The 25305-nt window shown below is 37.1% G+C and carries 23 protein-coding genes; 14 read left to right on the top strand and 9 right to left on the bottom strand.

All coding sequences use genetic code 11. From position 1 onward, the window contains the following. Positions 1 to 26 precede the first annotated feature (26 nt). The gene (locus GKE48_RS04575; protein WP_154300538.1) at positions 27 to 473 is read left to right on the top strand and encodes a MarR family winged helix-turn-helix transcriptional regulator; all 447 of its coding nucleotides are present in this window, start codon (positions 27 to 29) and stop codon (positions 471 to 473) included. After that, complete coding sequence (locus GKE48_RS04580; RefSeq protein WP_119211545.1) at positions 457 to 1173, top strand: DUF6198 family protein; 717 nt, start codon at positions 457 to 459, stop codon at positions 1171 to 1173. The genes GKE48_RS04575 and GKE48_RS04580 overlap by 17 nt, the downstream gene beginning before the upstream one ends. Positions 1174 to 1547: 374 nt before the next feature. On the opposite strand, the gene GKE48_RS04585 is transcribed toward GKE48_RS04580, so the two are convergent. The 3 genes from GKE48_RS04585 to GKE48_RS04595 are packed head-to-tail and all read right to left on the bottom strand — an operon-like array spanning position 1548 to position 3390. Beyond that, positions 1548 to 2312: a hypothetical protein gene (locus tag GKE48_RS04585; RefSeq protein WP_154300539.1), complete on the bottom strand. Its 765-nt coding sequence runs from the start codon at positions 2310 to 2312 to the stop codon at positions 1548 to 1550. A gap of 15 nt (positions 2313 to 2327) precedes the next feature. Further along, positions 2328 to 3017 carry an ABC transporter ATP-binding protein gene (locus GKE48_RS04590; RefSeq protein ID WP_119211547.1) on the bottom strand — a complete coding sequence of 230 codons (690 nt, stop codon included), beginning with the start codon at positions 3015 to 3017 and terminating at the stop codon, positions 2328 to 2330. Positions 3018 to 3036: 19 nt separating this feature from the next. Next, positions 3037 to 3390 carry a GntR family transcriptional regulator gene (locus GKE48_RS04595; protein ID WP_119211548.1) on the bottom strand — a complete coding sequence of 118 codons (354 nt, stop codon included), beginning with the start codon at positions 3388 to 3390 and terminating at the stop codon, positions 3037 to 3039. A gap of 164 nt (positions 3391 to 3554) precedes the next feature. Here GKE48_RS04595 and GKE48_RS04600 point away from each other — a divergent pair, with 164 nt between their 5' ends. Beyond that, positions 3555 to 4550, top strand: a complete 996-nt coding sequence (locus tag GKE48_RS04600) for a J domain-containing protein (RefSeq protein WP_117914329.1) — start codon at positions 3555 to 3557, stop codon at positions 4548 to 4550. Between the two features lie 57 nt (positions 4551 to 4607). Here the strand turns inward: GKE48_RS04600 and GKE48_RS14920 are convergent, their stop codons facing one another. From GKE48_RS14920 to GKE48_RS04610, 3 genes are all read right to left on the bottom strand, one after another. Beyond that, positions 4608 to 4736 (bottom strand): hypothetical protein, encoded by a 129-nt coding sequence (locus GKE48_RS14920; protein WP_278286691.1) that lies wholly within the window; start codon positions 4734 to 4736, stop codon positions 4608 to 4610. Positions 4737 to 4758: 22 nt separating this feature from the next. Then, a complete protein-coding gene (locus GKE48_RS14505; RefSeq protein WP_022097890.1) occupies positions 4759 to 4902 on the bottom strand; it encodes a hypothetical protein in 144 nt (47 codons plus the stop codon). Positions 4903 to 4994: 92 nt separating this feature from the next. Next, entirely contained in the window at positions 4995 to 5393 is a 399-nt protein-coding gene (locus GKE48_RS04610) for a hypothetical protein (protein ID WP_154300541.1), read from the bottom strand. Positions 5394 to 5584: 191 nt separating this feature from the next. Between GKE48_RS04610 and GKE48_RS04615 the strand changes: the two genes are divergently transcribed. The 4 genes from GKE48_RS04615 to GKE48_RS04630 are packed head-to-tail and all read left to right on the top strand — an operon-like array spanning position 5585 to position 10079. Continuing rightward, positions 5585 to 6007 carry a hypothetical protein gene (locus tag GKE48_RS04615; RefSeq protein WP_154300542.1) on the top strand — a complete coding sequence of 141 codons (423 nt, stop codon included), beginning with the start codon at positions 5585 to 5587 and terminating at the stop codon, positions 6005 to 6007. A gap of 2 nt (positions 6008 to 6009) precedes the next feature. Then, a complete protein-coding gene (locus tag GKE48_RS04620) occupies positions 6010 to 6321 on the top strand; it encodes a hypothetical protein (RefSeq protein WP_012740807.1) in 312 nt (103 codons plus the stop codon). 16 nt (positions 6322 to 6337) lie between these two features. Beyond that, positions 6338 to 8254, top strand: coding sequence for a DUF975 family protein (locus GKE48_RS04625; protein WP_055214450.1), 1917 nt, complete (start codon positions 6338 to 6340; stop codon positions 8252 to 8254). Continuing rightward, positions 8220 to 10079: an ATP-dependent nuclease gene (locus GKE48_RS04630; RefSeq protein WP_154300543.1), complete on the top strand. Its 1860-nt coding sequence runs from the start codon at positions 8220 to 8222 to the stop codon at positions 10077 to 10079. The genes GKE48_RS04625 and GKE48_RS04630 overlap by 35 nt, the downstream gene beginning before the upstream one ends. Positions 10080 to 10404: 325 nt before the next feature. Here GKE48_RS04630 and GKE48_RS04635 read toward each other — a convergent pair whose 3' ends face one another. Together GKE48_RS04635 and GKE48_RS04640 are read right to left on the bottom strand one after the other, a co-directional pair. Next, the gene (locus GKE48_RS04635) at positions 10405 to 11790 is read right to left on the bottom strand and encodes a GH1 family beta-glucosidase (RefSeq protein WP_154300544.1); all 1386 of its coding nucleotides are present in this window, start codon (positions 11788 to 11790) and stop codon (positions 10405 to 10407) included. Between the two features lie 23 nt (positions 11791 to 11813). After that, positions 11814 to 14267: a glycoside hydrolase family 94 protein gene (locus tag GKE48_RS04640; protein WP_154300545.1), complete on the bottom strand. Its 2454-nt coding sequence runs from the start codon at positions 14265 to 14267 to the stop codon at positions 11814 to 11816. 274 nt (positions 14268 to 14541) lie between these two features. On the opposite strand from GKE48_RS04640, the gene GKE48_RS04645 reads away from it, so the two are divergent. The 4 genes from GKE48_RS04645 (at position 14542) to GKE48_RS04660 (ending at position 18871) form a co-directional block, all read left to right on the top strand. Beyond that, on the top strand, positions 14542 to 15540 hold the full coding sequence (locus GKE48_RS04645) for a LacI family DNA-binding transcriptional regulator (RefSeq protein ID WP_022097897.1): 999 nt from the start codon (positions 14542 to 14544) through the stop codon (positions 15538 to 15540). A gap of 32 nt (positions 15541 to 15572) precedes the next feature. Continuing rightward, positions 15573 to 16928: an ABC transporter substrate-binding protein gene (locus GKE48_RS04650; protein ID WP_154300546.1), complete on the top strand. Its 1356-nt coding sequence runs from the start codon at positions 15573 to 15575 to the stop codon at positions 16926 to 16928. A gap of 88 nt (positions 16929 to 17016) precedes the next feature. Further along, positions 17017 to 17967, top strand: coding sequence for a carbohydrate ABC transporter permease (locus tag GKE48_RS04655; RefSeq protein ID WP_022097899.1), 951 nt, complete (start codon positions 17017 to 17019; stop codon positions 17965 to 17967). A gap of 1 nt (position 17968) precedes the next feature. Next, positions 17969 to 18871 carry a carbohydrate ABC transporter permease gene (locus GKE48_RS04660; protein WP_154300547.1) on the top strand — a complete coding sequence of 301 codons (903 nt, stop codon included), beginning with the start codon at positions 17969 to 17971 and terminating at the stop codon, positions 18869 to 18871. 85 nt (positions 18872 to 18956) lie between these two features. On the opposite strand, the gene GKE48_RS04665 is transcribed toward GKE48_RS04660, so the two are convergent. After that, positions 18957 to 19934, bottom strand: coding sequence for an aldose epimerase family protein (locus GKE48_RS04665; protein WP_154300548.1), 978 nt, complete (start codon positions 19932 to 19934; stop codon positions 18957 to 18959). Positions 19935 to 20087: 153 nt separating this feature from the next. Between GKE48_RS04665 and GKE48_RS04670 the strand changes: the two genes are divergently transcribed. From GKE48_RS04670 to GKE48_RS04680, 3 genes are read left to right on the top strand one after another with little or no spacing between them, the layout of a single operon-like run. Beyond that, complete coding sequence (locus GKE48_RS04670; RefSeq protein ID WP_154300549.1) at positions 20088 to 21464, top strand: M56 family metallopeptidase; 1377 nt, start codon at positions 20088 to 20090, stop codon at positions 21462 to 21464. Positions 21465 to 21494: 30 nt separating this feature from the next. Further along, complete coding sequence (locus tag GKE48_RS04675; protein ID WP_154300550.1) at positions 21495 to 22616, top strand: metallophosphoesterase family protein; 1122 nt, start codon at positions 21495 to 21497, stop codon at positions 22614 to 22616. After that, a complete protein-coding gene (locus GKE48_RS04680; protein WP_154300551.1) occupies positions 22616 to 25273 on the top strand; it encodes an AAA family ATPase in 2658 nt (885 codons plus the stop codon). The genes GKE48_RS04675 and GKE48_RS04680 overlap by 1 nt, the downstream gene beginning before the upstream one ends. Positions 25274 to 25305: the final 32 nt, after the last annotated feature.

Raw genomic sequence — 25305 nt, forward strand, 5'->3', positions numbered from 1 at the left:
CAGTGCTTAAGAGGGGAAATGTAATTATGGATAATGAAATTAAAAATGTGTTCTTTGATATTGAAATGCTTCGAAGACGGCTGATAAGGCCATTTTTTATTGAACTTGGGCTTACAGTTGGCCAGGGGCAGCCAAGAATTCTTAAGGAATTAAGAGAACATGGGATTATGAATCAGAAAGAGCTGGCGGATGCTTGCCTTATGGATGTAACTACGATGTCAAGAACATTAGACAGAATGGAAAAGGATGGTCTGTTAAAGAGAGAAAATAATCCGGTAAGCAGAAGGTCGTGGAATGTGTTACTTACTGATTATGGCAGCCAGAAGGCTGATGAAGTTATCAGGATATTTAACAGAATCGATAATGTTATATATAATGGATTCAGTGAAGAAGAGGTGCAGACACTATCTGTTATGGCAGGCAAAGTTGAGAAAAACCTCTGGGAGGCAATTAAGAATGAAGAGCAGAAATAAACTTATTATCAGATGGGTGTTTTATCTTCTGGGATTACTGATACTTGCACTTGGAATTATGCTTAATACGAAAGCTAATCTTGGTGTTTCACCAATAATTTCAGTGCCATATTCGATATCTCATATCATAGGATTTAACTTCGCCAATATGACGATGATTGTATATTTTATCTTTGTTTTGATTGAGATGATAATGCATACTGTGTGGTATCTTACAGACAGAAAAGAAGCTAAGTATCTTGGAATGTATATTATAAGAGATGCCTTACAGATACCGGTAAGTATAGTATTTACCCGCTTCTTGAATGTGTTCTCAGCACTTATTCCATCTGTACATAACAACATTGTATTACAGATTGTAGTATTGCTGCTTGCTGTATTATTGACAGGAATAGGAGCAGCAATGTCACTGAATATGAGAATTATACCTAATCCGGGAGATGGAATTGTACAGGCAATAAGTGATACTACAAGGCTTAAAGGCAGAACCGGCAAGGGTGTGGGCTTCTGCAAGAATTGTTTTGATATATTCAATGTCTGCACAACATTTTTAATAGGACTCTTTACTGGACATATACTTCTTGGTCTTGGACTTGGAACAATTCTTTCGATGATTGGCGTTGGTCGTGTAATTGCAGTGTTTAACAAGCTGTTCAAGGAGCGCATGAAAGCTGTTGCTTTTGATTATGTGGAAGAGTAAGAGACTTGAATTGCAGGTTGAAAACCTACTGGATAGAGATGAATTAGGAGATTAGTAGGTCAATTGGCTGTGAGATGTATGGCATGTAAGGTCTGGAAACCTACTAGATAGAATGATATCTGAAATTTAGTAGGTGTTTTGGAGATGAAATCTGTCTTTGAACAATAGAATAATTATAAAAAGACCTACTATATTCGATGAGAACATCAAGTTGGTAGGTCTTTTAAGTAAAATTCATATGTATTTGTAAGAATTAAACCTACACAATTAAATACCATGAAGCTTTTGGTAGGTTTTGTCACTTATCCAGAGACAGTGAAATGTATCATCCCAAAAAATGTAAACAGTCAACATTTCATTCAATAAGAATATGATTACAGACTTACCTTCTTATCAAGAAGCACAGCACTTCCGAATGTGCATGCAACCACCATTAATAACTGGAATATGGTAGCTGGAAGGCTTGACATTAATGCCTGGGATAAGCTGTCTGGATTCTTATAAAGTTCAGGCAACAAAGAAGAAATCTTAATTGTTGCATATGCAAGGACACAGAATAATATAACTGAGATAAATCCTTTAATCTTATTGTTCTGCAAGGCAGTTGAAGATAGTGTTATGGCAAAGTATGCAAGTGATATAAGGAAGAAGAAAGCTATAAGGAATGATATTATTCCAGCTACAATATTAATAATTATATTGACAACATCAATACCCATAATCTTTAACATTTCTGAGAAATTCTTGAGTGCGTCAGCCAGATCACCAAAGACACCAGCCATCATGAATATATCAAGAACTCCAAAGCCGATGAATATTGCTGAAATTCCTATTCCAATAATCAGTGTATAGAGCAGCTTTGATGTAATTATGCTAAGAGATGAATTAGGTGTCATGAATATCAGGTAACTGCTTTTGCTTGAAAGTTCTCTATAATATGTTACAACTCCAAATATAAATACAATAAAATAACTTACAGAGGCAGCTATTATTAAAAGTCCTCCGAAAAGGCTTGTATAGTTAAGATTTTCAGTCAGGCAGAAAAACATAAACAGAGCCTGAAGTACACAGATAATACCTGCCACGATTCCTATACCGAGAAGATTCTTTCTCAATTCGTATTTTGTTAATTTTAACATTGAAGATTCCCCCTTTTAATATGCATAAATGCGTTTGTACTGGTCAACGATTGACATGCCCGAAGCTGTTCGTAAATTTTCAGCATCTCCCTGTGAAACAATAACACCGTCTTTGATAAATACTGCGTAGTCAATAACAGCTTCAAGCTCATCAACAAGGTGGCTCGACATGATGATAATCTTATCAGGTGAAGCCTTGCTGATTACCGCATTGATAACCTGCTCTCTTGCAACAATATCAACACCGTTAAGTGGTTCATCAAGCATAATAACAGATGCATTTCTTGAAAGATTAACAGCAAGCTTAAGTTTAGCCATCATTCCTGATGACATCTTGCTGGCTTTCATGTCAGGCGTAAGCTTCATCTCATTAAGATAGTTGTAGTACTGGTCAAGTGAGAAATCCTCAAAGAAATCATCATAATATTTTCCAATATCAGCACAGCTCATATAGTTATAAAAATAACTTTCAGTAGGCATATAAGCTATGTGTTTCTTAGTTTCTACTCCTATTGGAACACCTGAAAGAGTGATGTCCCCGGAAGTGGGTTTTACCAGACCTGCTATCATCTTCATTAAAGTTGTTTTACCGCTTCCGTTAGAGCCGAGCAGAGCGTATATTCTGCCAGGCATGAAGTCGATGGAAACACCATTAACGGCAGTCATCTTCATATACTTTTTAGTAACATTTTTACATTGCAGCATAATTAAATCCCTCCATATTTTATTCGTGATAATTCTTAATGAGATTAATAATCTCATCTTTAGAAAACCCAAGGCTTGTCATTCCGGAAACGAAAGTCTCAATCATTTCACTGGAAAGTTCTGCCTTTAATGTATCAATCAGATGCACATCCTCTGATACAAATGTGCCAAGACCTCTTTTGGTATAGCACAGACCACACTGTTCAAGTTCATTGTATATTCTTGCAGCAGTGTTAGGATTGACCGTGTACTGTACGGCAAGTTCCCTTGTCGAAGGGAGTTTGTCGCCAAGCTTAATCTCTCCGGTAAGAATTCTTCTCTTAATGTCATCAATTACCTGAAGATAAATCGGTGTATTAGCCTTATAATCCATAATCCCTCCTCCTGTAATAGGTAATGTACACATGACGCGTACCTGTGTACTAGCACAATAGTACACTATAACAATATAACTGTCAACAGGAATAATAAAAATAGTAAAATTTTTAAAAATGGTGTATGATAACTTAGAAAAAATGTAGAAGGAATACAGTATTTATGACGGTTCAGCAGGCATATAAAATATTTGATGTCAGATCAGATATTACTAAGATGGAATTGAAGAAGCGGTACAGACGGCTTATGCATATGGTGCATCCGGATGCTGTGCTAAACAGAGATAAATCAAACAAAGAAAATGTATATAGATACAGTGCATATGAAATTAATGAAGCATATACTGTTCTTTTCAATCAGACTGGGCAGGAATCATTGAAGAGTAACTATAAATATGATTATAAATATTCCGAATATGATGAGAAATATTATGGCACTGATCAGGAAAATGAAGAATATGATTTTACAGCTCCAGAGAATGAACATGCCTTTTGCCAACGCAATGTGTATCATTATGCTGAAGATTACAATGGCAACAACATTGGAAGATTTAAGGTTGCACGAGGCAGATATATGTGGATGCCAGATGAGGATTTTAAGTTGTTTCTGCGCAGTATATATGAATGTAGTGAGGAACTTCTTAACAGAATTGATGAAGAAACAGGAAGAGTGCATGATTCAGAATACAAAATCATATATCAGGCAGAACTTGCATATCTGTTAGCACAGCAGTTTACTGCAACATCAGATACATTGGGAAATATTCTTACATCAATTGATGATGCTGCAAATGTATTTTATGTCGGAGCAATGCTTGAAATGTCACCTGAATCTGGATTTATCAAAGCTGGAATGAAGCTGTTTCCGGCAGGAATAAAAAAGCATAGACTGTATTTAATGACTCGTTCGGGAAAAGAAGCGGGATACATATCATTTAAAGATGACAGATTATATTATGTGCTTATTCCGATACTTGAGCAGAAGCGTGCAATGGTAAAGATAGAAGTATCTTCGAAGCAGGACAGACATAATACAATGGGAGAGAAGAAATATAAGAACATTGATTTGTGGGTTAAAATCGGAAATGATGCAACATTTCCTGAAAATATTAATATGAGAATTGAAGATTTGCTTAACAGCTACCATGAAAGCAAGTAAAAGTGGTAAGAAAAGCGGTCATATCAGAACATAATCTGATGTGACCGCCTTTATCATTTAATTCTTAGACTGTGCGTCAGTGCTGTTGTCCTGGCTGTCTGACTTGGCTCTGTCAAGCCACACACCAAGTCCACAGGCAGCAACAGCAAGAACAATGACGATACCTACTGTTATATTACCTAACATATTATTATTCATCCTTTCAAACTTAGTCAAACATAGATATTCCGAAACGAAGCTTTCTGTAAAATTTATATACAATGGTCCCGAAAATACCTACAGTTATTCCAACGGTGGATGCAACAGATACACCTCCACCCAGAATAATACCGATTATCATTAAAATATTCATATTTATTGCCTCTTCACATAGTTGTTTAATATTACTAATAATATATAAAAATAATGTATTACCAGAAAATGTTCTGATTTAATGATAATCTGTTATTTTTTGCCGTCAGTCTGATGGATATAATTAAGAGTGACAGTAGTGCTGCATGTGATAGAATCATGCATTACGCCTGTCGATTTGAAATAGATACTGATACCGATAGCTGCACACAGACCGCAAAGTAAGAATTGGAATATGCGTAATACATTGCGGGAACTGCTTCTGTCTGCTGTAAGATTGGTGATTGATGTTCTCACAAGTCCAAGCATTTCAGTTGTACATGGCATGGTATCACTGACAGAAGGCTCAGGCGTAGCGAATACCTTAGCTTCTGATACAGAAAAAGAGTCCACTTCAGGAACAGATACATTGGCTCTGTCAAGGCACATGCCAACAAGGAAGAAAGTTATTATAAATATGCAGCTTAACAGTCTTTTAAAGCTCTTTTTCATAAGAACATCTCCTTTCCAAAGTGAATCTCATCTGCTTTACTATATCATATTCAGCAGAGGGAATAAAGAGAAAATATATGTGAAAATGTATATTTTACAATGTTTGACAATCCAATGTGAAATAGGTAAAATACATATAAATATATGCATTTGGGACATGAAAATGCATCGTGAATCAGGAGGAATTTAATATGGCATGTTTTATAGTACCAGGTACTGAAGCTATCGTTACAACAGCGATAACTAAGATTGTTGAAAAGAAAGAGAAGAAGGAAATATGTTCGTGCGAGACAGAAGGAGCTGTAGAAGCAGTTAAGGAAGAAAAGGTGCTTCCATTTTCAAGAAATCTAAGATGGCTTAATAATATGCTTTGGGGAGGAACAGCTTTACTTGCATTCGAGCATGTATGGCATGGAGAAGTTACTCCTTTCTTTCCATTCTTAACAGCAGCAGGTAATGCTCAGGATGCTGTGCAGATGCTTAAAGAGATGGCAACTGCCGGTGTTGGCATGGCAGTGGTTGTTACAGCTGTGTGGGTCGGCATGGTAGCAATAGCTTCCGGAGTAGAAAAGAAAGCAGCTAAGGAAGCAGAAGTTAAAGGATTGGAGAGATAATTATGACATTACTTATAGCTGTATTCGCAGCGGTTATAACTACTATTATATGGTATACTAATGACAAGCGTTCGCAGTTAAAACTTGGAACACTTGCGCTTATGTACTGGGGTGCATCACTTATGTGGATGGTAGATGCAGTTGTGGAATATATTGAACTGGGGGCAGAGTATTTTACTCCGGCATCATCAGATATGCTTAATGACGCATTTTTGGGTTTATCAGTGGTAGCTTTCGGACTTATCATATGGATTGTTATACTTATGGTTAAAGATCCGCTTGGAGTAGTACGCAAGACTGTACTTAATAAGTAAAGAAGATTGTTGGGATATGGATTTTAAGAGAAAAGAACTTGCTAAAAATGCTAAGAAGAACTTAAAAAAACATTACTGGCTGTTAGTAGCAGTCTGCCTTTTTGCGGCTTTCATTGGCTCTGAATTTACAGAGACAATGGAAGCCTTTAAAAGTTTAGGAACAGTTAACAATGAAATTCAGGGTGCAGCATCGGTTGAAGCAAATGTTGATACTGTCGCTAACAGTTCGGTTGTAAGTTCTGTGGTTCAGGCAATGGGCGCAGTAATCACGGGTGACGATGATTTTGGAAGGACGCAGTCTGATGCGAAGGTTTCAGAGGCCAAAGACAATTCAACCAAGGTATTGGGCAGAACAAGAGGAGTATTTGCATCTTTAGTTAATGCTATAACATCAGGTGGAATTGTATTTACATTTGTGGATTCACTATCATCAGTCATAAGTTCAAGAAGAGCAGTAGTGCTTATACTTCTTATAGCGGCACTTATGGTATATGTGTTTATAACATTTTTTATCAAGAAAACTTATCTTGTTATATCAAGAAGAATAGTGCTTGAAACGCGCACATATGATGCTGTTCCACCTGGAAAGTTCATGTTTCTTCTCCGGGTAAAAAGATGGATGAAAGCATCGTGGGTGCTTATTGTCAATAATGTATATGAAATATTATGGTCACTTACAATTGTAGGTATATTTGTGAAGCATTTTTCTTACATGCTTGTGCCATACATTATCGCGGAGAATCCTGATATGAAGGCAAATGAGGCTATAACCTTATCAAGAAAGATGATGAAAGGCTACAAATGGAGGGCATTTCTGTATGGATTATCATTCATTGGCTGGACAGTGATTGGAATGGCAACATTAGGAGTTGTAGGAGTGCTGTTTGTGAATCCTTATAAAGCTGCATTTTATGCAGAATTCTATGCAAATGTAAGAGCAGTATATCTTGAAAAAGAACCAGAGGCGGTTCAGTGGCTTAATGATTCATATCTGTATGAAAGACCATCAGAAGAGCAGCTTAAAAATGCATATGCAGATGTGTTTAAACTTATAGATAGCCCACAGCCACAGATGGATTTTGATGATTACCACAATTCGAGAATAAGAAGATTGAAGAAATTAAGAGTATTTTTAGCCAACACATTTGGCATAATACTTATTAACAGCAAGGCAGAGCTGGAATTTGAAGAAAAAAAGAAGGAAATGCTTCGTATGAGTAAGAATAAAGCAGAAGCAGTTGGAAAAGCCTATCCTGCCCGCCTTTTCAATCTTAAGGAACACAGAGTTGACCTTGAAAATACAGTGTATATGCGTAATTATTCAATACCATCGCTTATACTGATATTCTTTTCGTTATGTTTTGTGGGATGGATATGGGAGGTTACGCTTCATCTGATATCGTCACATACATTTGTAAACAGAGGTGTTCTTCATGGGCCATGGCTTCCTATATATGGTTCAGGTGGGATACTCATACTGATATGTCTTAAAAAATTAAGAAATAAGCCTGTTGTGGAATTCTTTGCATCAGTAGTTTTATGCGGATTTGTTGAATATTTTACATCGCTGTATCTGGAAATCAGCTGCGGAAGAAGATGGTGGAATTATAACGGATATTTTCTTAACCTTAATGGAAGAATATGTGCGGAAGGTCTTTTAGTATTTGGACTTGGCGGAGTTGCAATTGTATATATTATTGCACCGCTTCTTGATAATTTCTTCAGAAAGATTAAACTGAGGGTTGTTGGTGCAGTGTGTGCGGCATTGATAGTTGCATTCATTGTGGATATGGTATATTCCAAAAAGAATCCTAATACGGGTAAAGGAATATCAACATTTAATGATAATACACCAGAATATATGCTGGCAGAAATGTATCAGGGGGCAGAGGACAGGTATGAGGATAGAATATCTTTTAATCAGAAATTTTAAATCAATCAGAGAACTTGAGATTAATGATATTGAAGATGTACTGATTCTTGTTGGCAGAAATAATGCAGGAAAGAGTGTGGTTCTTGACGCAATAAGAGCGGTTACCGGGGATTATGAAGTTTCATTAAGAGATTTCAATGATAACGAAGGTAATATAAGCATTACAGTTCGCATCAGTATTGAAGATGAGGATCTGGCTGTATTGTATCAGAAGGGACAGGTCAGTTCTTTTAAGCATTATGACTTGTGGTATAAGGATTTTTGCAATAAACTTCCATCGTTAAAGGATGGTATTCTTGAATTTGAATATGTATATAGCCGTGATGGTAAGATTAAGTACAGGGACGGAGTTAAGAAGAACAATATTTATATAAAAACAGTCCTTCCGAGAATATTCTATGTTGACCACGAGAGACGTAAGTCATCAATTCAGGAAGATCTTATCATGCTGCAGGGTGGAACGGAATATGCAGACCTTAAAGATAACGTGTGTATATTTGATAAGCATAAGATGTGTAATCAGTGCTTTAATTGCATAGGAATTATTAACCGCAAGAAACCGGAACAGTTATCTTTATTAGAAACAGCGAGACTTATGCAGTATAAGCTGTTTAATTTTAATCTTGCTAATTTTGAGAACAAACTTAATGAAAAATTTAAGAACAATGGTGGCATTGGAGAAAGAATTCATTATCAGATTACATTTGATGCAGAAAAACTCATGCATGTTGATACAATTGTTCACAATGAAATGCGTGACACTGATGGGGATGTCAATGACCTTTCTGATGGACTGAACAGTATCTACATCCTGTCACTGCTTGAAACCTATGCGGAATATGGAAGTACTGTGCCATACATTATTCTGATTGAAGATCCGGAAATATATCTTCATCCTCAGTTACAGAAGATAGCAAGTGAAATTCTGTACAAGCTTTCAAGAAAGAATCAGGTTATATTCTGCACGCATTCACCGCAGATGTTATTTAACTTTACTACAAGACAGATTCGTCAGGTGATTAACGATAGAGATAATAATACAGTTGCTACTCCGGAGGCGGATATTGATGATATATTAGATGATCTTGGGTATGCTGCTAATGACCTTATGAATGTGAGCTTTGTATTTATAGTGGAAGGAAAACAGGACAGAAGCCGTCTGCCGCTACTTCTGGAGAAATATTATTCAGAAGTTATAGATGAGAATGGCAATCTCAATCGTATAGCGATAATTGCAACTAACAGTTGTACAAACATCAAGACTTATGCCAATCTGAAATATATAAATACATTATATCTTAAGGATGAGTTCCTTATGATAAGAGATGGAGATGGTAAGGATGCTGACCGTTTAAGAGACCAGCTTACCAATTACTATAAGCAGCGTGCAAAGCAGGATTATGGCAATCTGCCAAGAGTAACAGACCGTAATGTGCTTATATTAAAATATTATTCATTTGAGAATTATTTTCTTGACCCTGAGATAATGACTAAAATAGGCGTCGTAAAAAGTGTAGACCAGTTCTATGATATATTATATGCCAAATATAAAGAATACCTGTACCGCCTTGTCAGCACTAAGAATATGTTAGAAAAACTGAACATAACAATTGAGACAAGACAGGACATCATAGACAACATGGAGAATATCAGAAAATATGTCAGAGGACATAACCTGTATGACATATTCTATGGACGTTACAAGGGCGAGAAAGAAAATGCAATTCTAAAAGCATACATAGACGCAGCTCCAAGGGAGAATTTTGATGATATATTCGATGCAATTGATAATTTTGTGTACTTTAATAATCGTAGGAATGATTAAATTGGGTTATGGGCATGAGGGCGTACAACCGCCGAGGTACTTCTATATATGCATATCCTAATGAATTGCCGTATATTAAGTGAATAACAGCCGTGGCGTCTGTATATATGATATGTTCGATTTATTCCGAATCGTGTGTGAGTTAATGCCGTTATCTATAAAAGTTCAGTGCTGGAAATCTCGTTCAAGCGAAGCGCGTTTGATTTCCAGCACTGTAATAAACTCTATAGATGGCAGCATTTACTCACACTAGATGCAGGAATCCATGAGAACATGTCATATATACAGATGCCACGGCGTCATGCACACTTATGAATACCAATATTTAGTTGGATGACTTCTTAATTAAATCAGAATACCAATAAGCGGAATCTTTAGGAATTCTCTGTTGTGTTTCATAGTCTACGAATACTAACCCAAATCTTGGGTCGTAGCCGCTGTGCCATTCGAAATTATCTGTGAATGACCAGTGGAAGTAGCCGAGTATTGGAACACCGGCTTTGTAGGCTTTCTCAAGCTCTGTGAGATATCTTGTCAGAAAGTCGATACGGTTGCTGTCGTGGACTTTGCCATCAAGACTTATGATATCGTTGCAGGCAAGTCCATCCTCAAATATATATATTGGAAGATTATATCTTTCATACAGATATCTTATACCATAATTCATAACACCGGGAGTTACAGGCCAGCCAAGAGCTGTTCGTGGACTGCCTGGTTTTTTGTTAATATGGCCGGCTGCATTTATTTCATGTCCGTTATATACATTTATGCCAAGATAGTCAATTGGCTGATGTATCAGTTCAATATCGCCATCTTTTACGAATGGCAGTTCTTCATAATGTCCGATTTTTTCAAGATCAGGTTCAAGATGTAATTCTGTACCAGCAATGTCAGGATATCTGCCAAGGCATGTCATGTCACAGAATATAGTGTGGTTAAATGTCATGTTGCCTTTAACAATATTGAAACATTCAGCTCTTGCAGCATCAATGTCTTCGTCACATTCACTTGCAGGAAAACACAAGTCGCCAGTGCTGGAAAAACCGGTTTTTACAGGCTGTTTTGCAACGGCACGCATCTTAGTGACAGCAAGACCATGAGCGAGTGCAAGATGGTGGATTACAGACAGGACAGATACTGTGTCAAGCTTCTTGCCAGGAGCATGAAGTCCAAGCATGTATCCGAGTCCGGATATAATCTGTGGTTCATTGATGGTAGCAATATTAGTTACACGGTCTGAAAAATGTTTACATATGAATTCAGCGTAATCAGCAAATACGAAAGCTGTCTCACGGTTGAGCCATCCACCTTTATCTTCAAGTGCCTGAGGTAAATCCCAGTGATAAATCGTTATGAATGGTTTGATATTATTTTCAAGGCATAAGTTTACAATCTTATCATAGAAATCAAGTCCGGCTTTGTTGTAGCGGATATTGCCGTCAGAATCCTTAACAATTCCATCAGGAAATATTCGTGACCATGAAATTGAAAAGCGGTATGCCTGAATACCAAGATTTTTCATAAGTGCAATATCCTCGCGATAGCGGTGATAGTGGTCACATGCTTTATTGCCATTCTCATCATGTGCAATATTACCCGGTTTATTAGAGAATGTGTCCCAGATAGAAAGACCTTTGCCATCTTCGGTAAAGGCTCCCTCTATCTGATAGGAACTAGAGGCGGTACCCCATAAAAAGTTCTTATCAAACATAATAATTCCTTTCTTTATAGTTGTCAGATGTTAACAGTTACATTATATACTTTAGTGTCTTTATTATATGGAACAGTGTTGCCACTGATTTCACTGCCATTGACAATAAGAGAAGAAACTCTTTCGTGCTTCTCATTGCTGATAGTAATGTTATATACAGCATCTCTGAATTTTCTTGTAATTGTCAGATTCTTAATGGAATCAGGCAGACAAGGGTCAATGGTGAGTCCTTCAAATGAAGCTCTTACACCAAGTATATATTGAGATATACTTGTAAATGTCCATGCAGCGGTGCCTGTAAGCCAGCTGTTTTTGGCTTCACCAAAGCTTGCGGCATCTTTGCCGGCAATCATCTGTGAATATACATAAGGTTCAGTCCTGTGTATCTCACTTATCTCTTCAAGATATGCCGGACATATTTTCTTGTATGTTTCGAATGCTCTGTTTTTATCATCAATAACGGTTTCAGCAATAGATACCCAAGGATTATTATGACAGAATATTCCAGCATTTTCTTTGTATCCAGGCGGATAAGAAGATACCTCGCCGAGTTCAAGATGATATGACCTGTAAGCTGGTTGTAAAATCATAATTCCGTACTTTGTATCAAGAATTTTTTCTACTGAATCCATAGCTTTCTGTGCGAGTCCTTCTTTGACACCTATACCTGCCATAACACAGAAGCCCTGTGGCTCAATGTATATCTGTCCATCTTCACATTCATGTGAACCAACCTTACGGCTTTCGGCATCATATGCACGAAGGAACCATTCACCATCCCAGCCTGCATCAAGAACAGTTTTATACATGTCATCAACATGGGAACGTACAGCATTTTCTTCCTCTGAAAGACCTACTATGTGGCATATGTCTGCATATTCATTGCCATATTTTACATACATTCCAGCGATAAATACCGATTCAGCAACAGGTCCTTCTGATGGTCCGGTAGTCTGGAAAGATTCACCCGGAGCAGAAGAGAAGCAGTTTAAGTTGAGACAGTCATTCCAGTCAGCTCTTCCGATAAGTGGCAGCTTATGCGGTCCAAGATGAGTAGTTGTATAATTGAAGGACCTTCTTAAATGTTCCATAAGTGGCTGTGCCTTACTTGTATCGCAGTCAAATGCTACCTTTTCATCAAGAATGCTGAAATCGCCTGTTTCTTTAAGATATGCAGCTGTTCCTGCAATAAGCCAGAGAGGATCATCGTTAAAGCCTGAACCAATATCAGAATTACCTTTCTTAGTTAATGGCTGATACTGGTGATAAGCACTTCCATCTTCAAATTGAGTAGCAGCAATATCAAGAATTCTCTGTCTTGCTGAATCAGGAATAAGATGTACGAAGCCAAGTAAATCCTGGCAGGAATCTCTAAATCCCATACCACGTCCGGTTCCAGACTCATAATAGGAAGCAGATCTTGACATGTTAAATGTTACCATGCACTGATACTGATTCCATATATTAACCATACGGCAGAGCTTCTTGTCTTCTGTGTCAACAATATAAGACGAGAGAAGATGAGTCCAGTAATCTTTTAAAGCAGCAAGAGCTGTATCAAATTTTGCCGGAGTGTTGTATTTTTCAAGAAGGGCATATGCAGGTTCTTTGTTAATGATTCCGAATGATTCCCACTTCTTATCATCAGGGTTCTCTGCATATCCTATAATGAATACATATTCTTTTTCCTCGCCCGGCTCAAGGTTAATATCGATTCTGAAAGATCCAACAGGTGACCATCCGCTTGCAATAGAATTATAAGATATACCTTCTTTAACAGCTTTAGGCATTGCAGGACTTCCGTATGTACCGATGAAACTTTCTCTGCTTGTATCGAAACCGTTGGCAGCAGTGCTGACGGCATGAACAGCATAATGGTTACGCCGCTCACGGTATTCTGTCTTGTGATATATTGCTGACATGGCAGCGGTGCCAATATTAATCTCTGGCTGAACTTCAACTTCGCCTGTGCTGAAGTTACGCTGGAAGTTGTTGCAGTCATCAACTGCATTCCATAAACAGAATTCTATATAAGAATATACAGATAAATGTTTAACAGAATTTCCTGTGTTCTTAATAGTAAGTTTATCAAGTTCACAATTATCTCCAATAGGAACGAGAGCAGTCTGTGTAGCTTTAATGTCATTCTTAGATGAAGAAATCACTGTATATCCAAGTCCGTGACGACATGTATAATCCTCAACTGGTGTCTGGGATGGCTGCCATCCAGGATTCCATATGGTATCCTCATCTTTAATATAAATGTAGTGGCCGTTGTTATCTAAAGGAGAATTATTATAGCGATATCTTGTGAGTCGGAGCAGCTTGGCATCCTTATAGAAACAGTATCCTCCGCCGGTATTGCTCTTAAGACTGAAAAAATTCTCGCAGCCTAAGTAATTAATCCATGGCAATGGAGTTTCTGGTGTGGTTATGACATATTCTTTATTGATGTCATCAAAAAAACCGAATTGCATATTATACCTCCTGTACACATATAATTTATAGAAAACGATTAAGTGCATTAAGGTACAAGTTCTAATATTGATTTTATAGTAATAAGTATATTTTAAGGCTTGGATTAAATCAATGATTATTTTGAATTTGAATAAGAATTGGTAGAAATGCACAAAAAATACGATGATATATAGAAAAATAAGTAAAATTTACAAAAGTACTTGCATTTATATCTGATATGAGTTATAGTAAAGCTACGAAAACGATTAAGTAATGCATGAAAGGAATGAATCTATGGTATCTATGAAAGATGTTGCTGTAGAATGTGGAGTTTCAATTGCTACAGTAAGTAAAGCTCTCAATGACCATAGTGACATCAGTGAAGAGACACGCAGGAAAGTTAAAGAGGCAGCTAACAGACTTGGATATTATCCGAATTCAGCAGCCAGAGCACTTAAGACGAACCGTTCATATAACATAGGAGTTCTTCTTAATAATGGTCTTGCACATGAGTATTTTGCCGAGGTTCTTGAGAGTTTTAAGAATGAAGCAGAGAAGAAGGGGTATGATATTACATTTGTAAGCAATCACTCTAAGAAGATGACTTTCTACGAACACTGTTTATACAGGAATTTTGATGGCGTGCTTGTAGCTTGTGAGGATTTCAGCAATCCTGAAATCTATGAAATGGTTAACGGGAGATTACCAGTTGTGACCATCGACTACATTTTCAATGGCAGTACATCGGTCAATTCTAACAACGTGAAAGGGATGAGTGAATTAGTACGTTACGCGTACAGCAGGGGACACAGAAAGATAGCTTATATTTATGGAAACGTTGAATCAGAGGTTACGAAAGAACGTCTGGCAGCCTTTTATAAGACAATGGGTGAATTAGGGGTAGAAGTTCCAGATGAATACATTAAAGAATCAACCTATCTTGATTCGATAAAAGCTGAGAAGCTTACATATGAGCTGTTAAAATTAAAGGAACCGCCAACATGTATTTTTTATCCAGATGATTTATCTGTTGTTGGAGGCAAGAATGCTATTAAGAATATGAAATTGCATAGTCCGAAGAATGTGTCTGTTGCAGGTTACGATGGAACAAGATTCTCGCAGATGTTAAATCCTAAGATTACAACAATTCGTCAGAACACCAGGGAGATCGGCAGGATTGCCGCAGATGAGCTTATAAGTGCTATAGAGAATCCCAGGGCAACGATAGTAAAGAGGGTTGTTGTAGATGCGGAACTAATCGAAGGGGAAACAATTAAAAGAATAGGAAACTAAAGGTGTCGTCTAAGATTTATGGAGGGTTTTTTATGAAAAAGAGATTATTAAGTCTGGCACTTGGTACAATGATGGTGCTTTCCACATTAGCAGGTTGTGGATCAAAGGATGGTGGTTCGGCAACAGTTAATACTAAGCCTGAGGAACAGGGTAAGGTACTTAACATTTACTGCTGGAACGATGAGTTTAAGAGCAGATTTGAAGGATATTATAAGAATGTTCCTTCAGATGTTAAGGTAAACTGGGTAATTACTCCTAACGAAAACAACGCTTATCAGAATGCTCTTGATGCTGCATTATTAAAGCAGAAGGATGCAGCAGCAGATGATAAGATTGATATGTTCCTTATCGAAGCTGATTATGCTTTAAAGTATGTTAACAGTGATTACACACTTGATGTAAAAGATGTAGGTCTTACAGATGATGATCTTAAGGACATGTATCAGTACACAAAGGATATCGCAACTGACAGCAAAGGAAAACTTAAGGCTACAACATGGCAGGCAACTCCAGGACTCTTTGCTTACAGACGTTCTATTGCTAAGGATGTTCTTGGAACAGATGATCCGGATAAGGTTCAGGAAGCACTTTCAACTTGGGATAAGTTTGATAAGGTAGCTGAACAGGCTGCTGCTAAGGGTTACAAGATGCTTTCAGGTTATGATGATTCATACAGAGTATTCTCTAATAATGTATCAGCTCCTTGGGTTGATTCTAATAACAAGATTGTTATTGATGATAACATTATGAAGTGGGTTGATCAGACTAAGAAATATACAGATAAGGGCTATAATAATAAGTCATCTCTTTGGGATTCAACATGGGCAGCAGATCAGGGACCTTCTGGTAAGGTATTCGGATTCTTCTACTCAACATGGGGAATTAACTTTACACTTTTAGGTAACTCACTTGCTACACCTGTTAAGGAAGGTGGTAAGGAAGAAGTTGGCAACGGTATCTACGGCGACTATGCAGTATGTGAAGGTCCACAGAGCTACTACTGGGGTGGTACATGGATCTGTGCAGCAGCAGGAACAGATAACGCTAACATTGTAAAAGATGTTATGAAGACACTTTGCTGTGATAAGGCTACAATGAAGAAGATTACAGAAGATACTCAGGATTACACTAATACAGCATCAGGTATGAATGAAATCGCTAGCAGTAACTTCAAGTCAGATTTCCTTGGCGGTCAGAATCATATCAAGTTATTTGCTAAGTCAGCTCCTAAGATCAGCATGAAGAATATTTCTTCTTATGACCAGGGTCTTAACGAAGAATTCCAGAAGGCTATGAAGGATTACTTCGATGGCAATGTAACTAAGGATAAGGCTCTTGATAACTTCTATAAAGCAGCTATTGAGAAATATCCAAACCTTTCAAAGTAATTAGTAATTGCTAGTCATTAAGGCACAGTCATTATAATAAGTATGTTATATGGCTGTGCCTTTTTATATGGCAGGAATGGAGATATGTATGAATAAAAAGAAGAAAAAGTTTGTAAGCTATGCAAAATGGGGATACATATTTCTTATACCGTTCTTTGCAGTATATATTGTGTTTTCATTAATACCACTGATATCTACATTTTATAATAGTTTTTTTGAGAACTATATGGTTGGACTTATGCAGGTCGGACCTAAGTTCGTTGGATTTGACAATTACAAGGCCATACTGTTTAACGGTGATACATTGCTCTATCTGAAGAATACAATGATAATGTGGCTGATGGGATTTATTCCCCAGATTCTTATATCATTGCTTCTGGCGTCATGGTTTACAGATCTTAGATTAAGATTAAAATGTACAGGATTTTTCAAAACTATAATCTATATGCCTAATTTGATTATGGCATCTGCATTTGCCATGTTATTCTACGCAATATTTGCAGATCAGGGTCCAATCAATAACATGCTTAACAGTATGGGATTGCCTACATATAGATTCCTTGCGGAGGTAGCAGGAGCGAGAGGACTGATTGCTCTTATGAACTTCCTTATGTGGTTTGGTAATACAACAATTATTCTTATGGCTGCCATCATGGGCGTTGACCCTTGTCTTTTTGAAGCAGCAAGAATTGATGGTGCTAATTCAAGACAGATATTTGGAAAGATTACACTTCCGCTTATTAAGCCTATTCTGGCATACACACTTATTACATCATTGATTGGTGGTATCCAGATGTTTGATGTTCCTCAGATTCTTACGAATGGTAATGGTAATCCGGATAGAACAAGTATGACGGTTATCATGTATCTTAACAAGCATCTTTATAGTAAGAATTATGGCATGGCAGGTGCGCTTTCAGTTATTCTGTTTATTGTAACAGCAGTACTTAGTATATTTGTATTTAATTATATAACAAAGGATATGGAAGCAGCAGGAATTAGAAAAGCTAAGAAGAAAAAAGCAAAGGAGGCGAAGTAATATGAGTAATTCAGGTAAAGCCTCTGCAAGTGCTGATATTAAAGGCGCTAATGCTGGAGTGAAAGACAGGATAATACTTACAACAGAGAGAGTGTTATGTTATATTGTACTTATTCTTATAACATTTTTGTGCCTTTTCTCATTCTATGTACTTATTATTAATACAACAAGATCACACCCTGATATCCAGAAAGGATTCTCGTTCCTTCCAGGAAAGTCGTTTATAGTCAACATGAAGAATGTTCTTGCTAATGAGAATATTCCGGTTATTAAGGGTATGTTTAACAGTTTGTTTGTTGCGGCATGCTCAGCAGTTCTGTCGGTGTATTTCTCAGCACTTACAGCATTTGCTATTCATGCATATAACTTTAGGCTAAAGAAGTTTGCATTTACATTCATTCTTCTTGTAATGATGGTGCCAACACAGGTGTCAGCACTTGGATTTGTTAAGATGATCGGAGACTGGAAACTTCTGAATTCATATATACCTCTTATTGTTCCTTCAATCGCAGCGCCTGTAGTATTCTTCTTTATTAAGCAGTATATGGACAGTGTGCTTCCAATGGAACTTATAGAGGCGGCAAGAATTGATGGCGCAAGAGAATTTAGAATATTTAACCAGATTGTTCTGCCTCTTATGAAACCAGCTCTGGCTGTTCAGTTGATATTTACTTTCGTATCATCATGGAATAATTATTTTATACCTTCACTCCTTATTAACAAGGCAAGTAAGAAAACACTTCCTTTGTTAATAGCACAGCTTCGTAGTGCAGATTTCCTGAAGTTTGATATGGGTCAGGTATATATGATGATAGCATTTGCTATTGTTCCGGTAATTATAGTATATATCTGTCTTTCAAAGTTCATTGTAAGAGGAGTTACACTTGGTGGTGTTAAAGGTTAGATATGCTTTTAGATTAAAAAGAACCGCCCTGATTTCAGGGGCGGTTCTTTTTTTGCGTCGTGCGCTTTGGTAATGCAGTTTCTGTTTAGAAAATGTATTCTATATATCTGTCAAGATGCTCTCCGGCTTTAAGAACAGGGGACGGAAAGTTATTATGATGCATTGAGTCAGGGAAAAACTGAGGTTCAAAACATATGCCATGCTGATCGTTGTATGGCATATTGTATTTACCGGTACAGTTACCTATATAATTACCGTTATACAGCTGCAATCCTGGGAAACTGGTCTTTACAGACATGCTTATGCCTGCTTCTGGGTCGGTTACTTTAGCGGCATATTCATATGCATCAGAGAGAACGTAATTGATATCAATATAATCTGTTCCAACTCTTCTTGGATTACGGAAATCATACATTGTTCCTTCAACAGGCAGAATGTCACCTGTGGGGATATTGCTGCTGTCTACAGGGGTGTAGCAATCTGCTCCTACAGATACTATATAATTACAGACATTCTTTACTCCGGAAAAATTAAAGTAACTATGATTGGTGAAGCTACATACTGTATCCATATCTGATACTGCGTCATAATGCACAAGTATTGAATTCCTGTCAGTAATAGTAATTGTCTGGGTAACTTTAAGATTTCCAGGGAATCCATTCTCAAGATGCGGGCTGTTAAGTGTGAGGATGAGAGCCTCAGGATTAACATCATACTGCCACATACATTTGTTGAAGCCGTGTCCGCTGTGAAGAGTGTTATTACCTTCGTTGGCAGGAAGATGCCAGTCTTTACCATTAAGAGTTATGCATGCCCCTGCAATTCTGTTGGCGAATCGTCCCATTGTCCCACCGAAGTTCTGCTGGTCATAATAATATTCTTCCGGGGTATCATAACCAAGGATTATGTCGTGTTGTGTACCGGATGAATCAGTCACGAACATTGACTGAAATGTTGCACCATAGTCTGAAACATAAAGCGATATGTCATTATATGAAAGTTGAATAATATGACACATTGTACCATCGGGGAGAAGCCCCCATTTTTTCACATTATATTGCATAAATACTCCCTTCTGTGTATATGATTAATACGAACAATAAATATGAATTAAGTATACCATTTTATACAAAGAAGTTCTATGTTTTTATATAAAAATGTGATATATTTATTTATATGTCGGATTAATATATTTAACTTAGGAGTGCAGCAGATTATGCTATGGACAGATTTGTTTTACATGATTGTCATAACTACATTTACAGGTAGCGTACTTACTGTTGCATGGCTTATAACTTCATATTTACTTGATAAGACAGGATATCTTAATATGTCATACAGACTTGGAAAAGTTGTTGTATTGTTCTGGATAATTCCGGTAATGTATTACGCGATAAGAATGATTGACCGCTTAAGGTTCGTGTGGAATGGTTACGCATTTGATACATCACCGCTTATTATTAATGTGACAAGAGCTGTTGCTATTGTGTGGATAACAGGTCTGGCTGTTGCAATAATGATTTATGTGTTTAAGAGATTTAGAATTTTATCAATAAGGAAAGAATCATTTGCCTGTAATAAGGAGATGAACAGGATTTTCTATGAGATAAAAGAACAGATGGGACTTGGAAAATGTAAAATTACATTAAGGCAGTCATACAGAACAACTACTGCATACGTGACAGGAATACACAGACCGTGTGTTGTTGTTAATGCAGATCATTTTTCTGAGAAAGAGATGAGAGTTGTATTTGCACATGAACTTACACATGTGGTTCATAATGATATATGGTTCAGATATCTTCTTGCGGTGGCAAGTATACTTAATTTCTTTAATCCGGTTATATGGATTTTTTACAGAAGATTTATTAAATATGCTGAGTATGCATGTGACTATTCTGTATGTATGTCAGAGAATGGACTACATGAATATTATGAAACAATATTTAATCTTGCTGTGAGAAATAATAATCTTTATGACATGCTGTCTGCAAGTCTGTATGAAAATAAAAGCAGTTTAAGAGAAAGAATGGAGCATGTTATGAAGAGTTATAATGTTAAGAAAAGACCAATGGCTGTTGCAGCAGCTATACTGACTTTATTTGTTGCTATGAGTTCTGTTATGGTGGCGGGAGCAGCTACAACCGTAACTGAAACATCAGTTAAGGTTGCGGAGGTAACTGCTGATGAAAAAAGAGAGATACAGGTATTAGAAACAGAATATTATGAGGCTGCTGATTATGAAGATTCAGCTGTTACAGACATGTATGAAGAAGATGTTAATCCTGATGAAATAATGCCATGCGCTTCAAATGGTACAATCTCATGGGATGTGTATGCCGGGGTAAGGAGGTCAACATCAAGCTTTCATGCATCTTCTGGACAGAGGATAGTTTTAAGTGTATTTTCGGTGGAACCATTTCATAGTGTCAGAGCAGGAATTATACAGCCTGATGGTTCGAAAAGATATATTATTGCCAATGGCAATGATTCACACGTATTTGAGCTGACAATGAGCGGATCATACAGAATATATATCCAGAATGAAACAACAGAGAGTGTTCATGTTGAAGGAGCGTATTCTACATATTAATTAGTATGTATTAGTTGAGGTTGAGAAGATATGAAGATTTTGCATTGTGCAGATATTCATCTGGATTCAGCAATGACGGCTAATCTTGATAAAGATAAGGCAAGAGAACGCAGGAGTGAGCTGCTGGCATCTTTTAAGGATATGGTCGGATATGCTGTGAAGGAGTGTATCGGGGTTATTATAATTGCGGGGGATTTGTTTGATACAAGGAACATATCAGTCGGAGCAAAGAAAGAAGTATATAATATAATAATTAACAATCCAGGTATTACATTTTATTATCTGCAGGGTAATCATGACAATGGAAGCTTTGTGTCGTATCTGGATGAGATTCCTGCTAATCTTCGTATGTTTGGAAAAGAATGGACAAGTTATAACGCCGGTATAATCAATAATGGCAGTATTACAAAGAATATTGTTATTACCGGCGTGGAGCTTGACAGTGATAATGTTGGTAAGATATATGGAAGCCTTTCTCTCAATGCAGGCAATTATAATATTGTTGTACTGCATGGGCAGGAGGCTTCTCATGTTTCTAAGAATAACGCACAGATAATAAGTCTTAAGGATTTAAGAAGCCGTGGAATTGATTATCTTGCACTTGGACATGTGCATGAATATTCAAGTGACAGGCTGGATGCCAGAGGAGTGTATTGTTATCCGGGATGTCTTGAGGGAAGGGGCTTTGATGAGGCTGGAGAGCATGGCTTTGTAGTACTTGATATTGATGAAACTTCTGGAAGTTCTGATACATATTTTGTTCCATTTGCAAGAAGAAATATTTATGTTGCACAGGTTGATGTTACAGGGTGTGAAAGCACATTTGAAATTGAACAGAAATTAAGCAGTTTTCTTAATAATGCAGGTTTTACGAAAGATAGTCTGGTTAAGCTTGAACTTACAGGTGAATTGGATGTTGAATGTGAGAAAGATACGGACTATCTGTGTAAGCAGTTTGAGAACAGGTTTTATGCATTTAAGATAAAGGACTGCACCGCTTATAGAGTTGATTATATGTCTTATGAGCATGATGTTTCACTTAAGGGAGAGTTTATTAGAAATGTTATGGGGAGAGACGATATCAATGAACAAGATAAAGCTGTAATTATACGATATGGATTACAGGCATTGCAGGGGGAGGAGATAGTCTGATGAAACTTATCAGTTGTACAATCGAAAATTTTGGAAAACTGAATAATGTTACATATGATTTCTCTGGTGAATGTAATACGATATGTGAGGATAATGGCTGGGGAAAGAGTACACTTGCATCATTTATCCGTGTTATGTTTTATGGATTTAAGAATGAAAGCAAGAAGAAATTAGTCGATAAGGAAAGAAATCGTCTTATGCCGTGGCAGAAGGGTGTTTATGGTGGTGAGATAGTATTTGAAACTGGTGGAGTGGTTTATTCACTTAGAAGAACCTTTGGAAAAAAGCAGGCGGATGATGAATTCCTGCTTGTAAGAAAAGACACTAATGTTGAATGTGATGATTTTTCGTGTGATATTGGAGAAGAATTGTTCAAGATAGATGCACAGTCTTTTGAGAGAACTGTGTTTATAGGTCAGAGTGATTGTGTTACGTCAACTACTGACAGCATAAATGCCAAGATTGGAAATCTTGCAGATAATACAGATGATATTAATAATTTTGAAACTGCTGTGGGAAGACTGACCGCGGTGCTTAATAATATAACAAGTACGAGGTCTACAGGATCTATATCTAAGAGGAAATCAAGAATAACAGAGCTTGCTGCCAGGATTAACAATTATTCACAGACAGACAGAATTATTGAAGAGCAGACAGATATAAGAGATAATCTGTGTGTTAAGAGAGAAGAACTTAGAGCTGACAGAAAGAAAATGCAGGAACAGCAGAAGCATTTAAGTGTGCAGAAGGATATACAGGCATTGAAAGAGAAGTATCAGCTGCTTGATAAGGAATGTAATAATAAGAAGAATGCATTTGAACAATATGAACATTACTTTAATGGGGAACTGCCTGAAAAGGAAGATGTGCACAAGCAGATTGAAATCTTTGATGAAGCAGGAAGATTAAGTGGAAAATTCACACACATTGATGATGATGACAGTAAAAGGCTTGAACAACTTAGAGGTATGTTTGAACAGGGGGTTCCTGATAGTGAAACTATTGATGAATGGCAGAATACTGCCAGACAATTAGATGAACTTAAAGAAGCTGCTGCGAAGAACCGTTTGTCTGATGATGAACTGGAAAAGCTTGAAGGGTATAAGAAAAGGTTTGCAAGAGGAATTCCCGATGAAAACAAAGTCGGGAAGATTCATGATATCTGGATTTCAGCACAGAACAAGCAGAATTCTATTGTTGGCAAGGAAATGAAGCTGGATCTTGCAAGAGAGAATGAACAAGCAAGACTTGAAAGAGCTAAGTTATATAAAAATTCATGTGTGCCTGGAATTATAGCAGGAATCGTAATGGCTGTAATAGGCGGTGTGCTTGTTGTGCCTGTAATGGAAGTTGGAATTGCCATGATTATTGTCGGCTTGTGTATGGCAGTAGTATTTTCAGTGATTGGAACTGTGAAGAAGAAACAGCATGATAGTGAATTTATGAATATAAGTGCTGAATCTGATAATAAGATTAAGGCAATTGAAGCGGATATTAATGATGATAAGAATTTTATCAGCGGAACGGAGAATGTTGTAAGGCAGTTCTGTGAAGAATATGAGATTACATTTAGCAGAGATAATATTGCATGGGAGCTTTCGGGTTTATGTCATGATATAGAAGATTATCGTGAACTTGAGAAACGGGCGGCTGGTCAGGACAACGAATTATCTGAACAGATAAAACAGCTTGAGAACAGGCTGGATGTATTTCTGAAACGGTATAACTGTGCCGCTAATGGTAATAATTATAGTCTGGCAATTGAACGCATAAGAAATGACATTGCTGACTATAAAAGAATTAATCAAGAAATGTCTAAACAAGATATCTATAGAAACCAGTACGAGCAGAATATGTCAGGTATTAAATGCTTTCTGGAAAAATATATTAAAAGCTTTAATGGCGAGGAAAGTATTGGAGAAACACTTAGAAACCTTGACAAAAAGCTTGATGGATATTATTGTGCTAAAAGTGAGTATGATAATGCAATGATGATTAAAGCTGATTTTGAGTCAGAGAATGATATCAGTATGTTTGCGGCACAAAATGATGCTGATAAGATTTCACTGGAAGAGATAGCGTCAGATATGACACGGATTGACAACATGATTGAAGAATATGCACAACAGATATCTCAGTGCAATAAGCAGTTAGAGAATCTTCAGATTCAGGCTGATGAGTGTGAAAACTGCAGGCAGGAACTTAACCGGCTTACAGATATTCAGGAAAGCGAAAAGAATAAAGAGAGATTGCTGAAGCTTACAAAACAGATTATGGAGGATTCAAAGCAGTCTTTTACTTCTGAATATATGGGACCTGTTATGTCGGGCTTTAGGAAGTATTATACTATACTTACCGGATGTGAGCCTGATGCATACAATCTTGATGCAGATACAAAGCTTACTGTCATGGAGCAGAATATGCCAAGAGATATTGGATATCTTAGTGCAGGAAAGCAGGATCTGGTTGGCGTATGCATGCGAATGGCGCTTGTTGAGGCAATGTATAAAGAAGAGAAACCATTTCTTATATTTGATGACCCATTTGTCAATCTTGATGATAATAATATTAAGGGGGCTATGAAGCTTCTCGACGAGATTGCAAAGAATTATCAGGTTATATATTTTACTTGCAGTGAAAGCAGAATACACAATTAGTGTAGGATATACATTTATTAAGGAGAGATACA

Source organism: Lachnospira eligens (assembly GCF_009680455.1).
GTDB classification, from domain to species: Bacteria; Bacillota; Clostridia; order Lachnospirales; family Lachnospiraceae; genus Lachnospira; species Lachnospira eligens_A.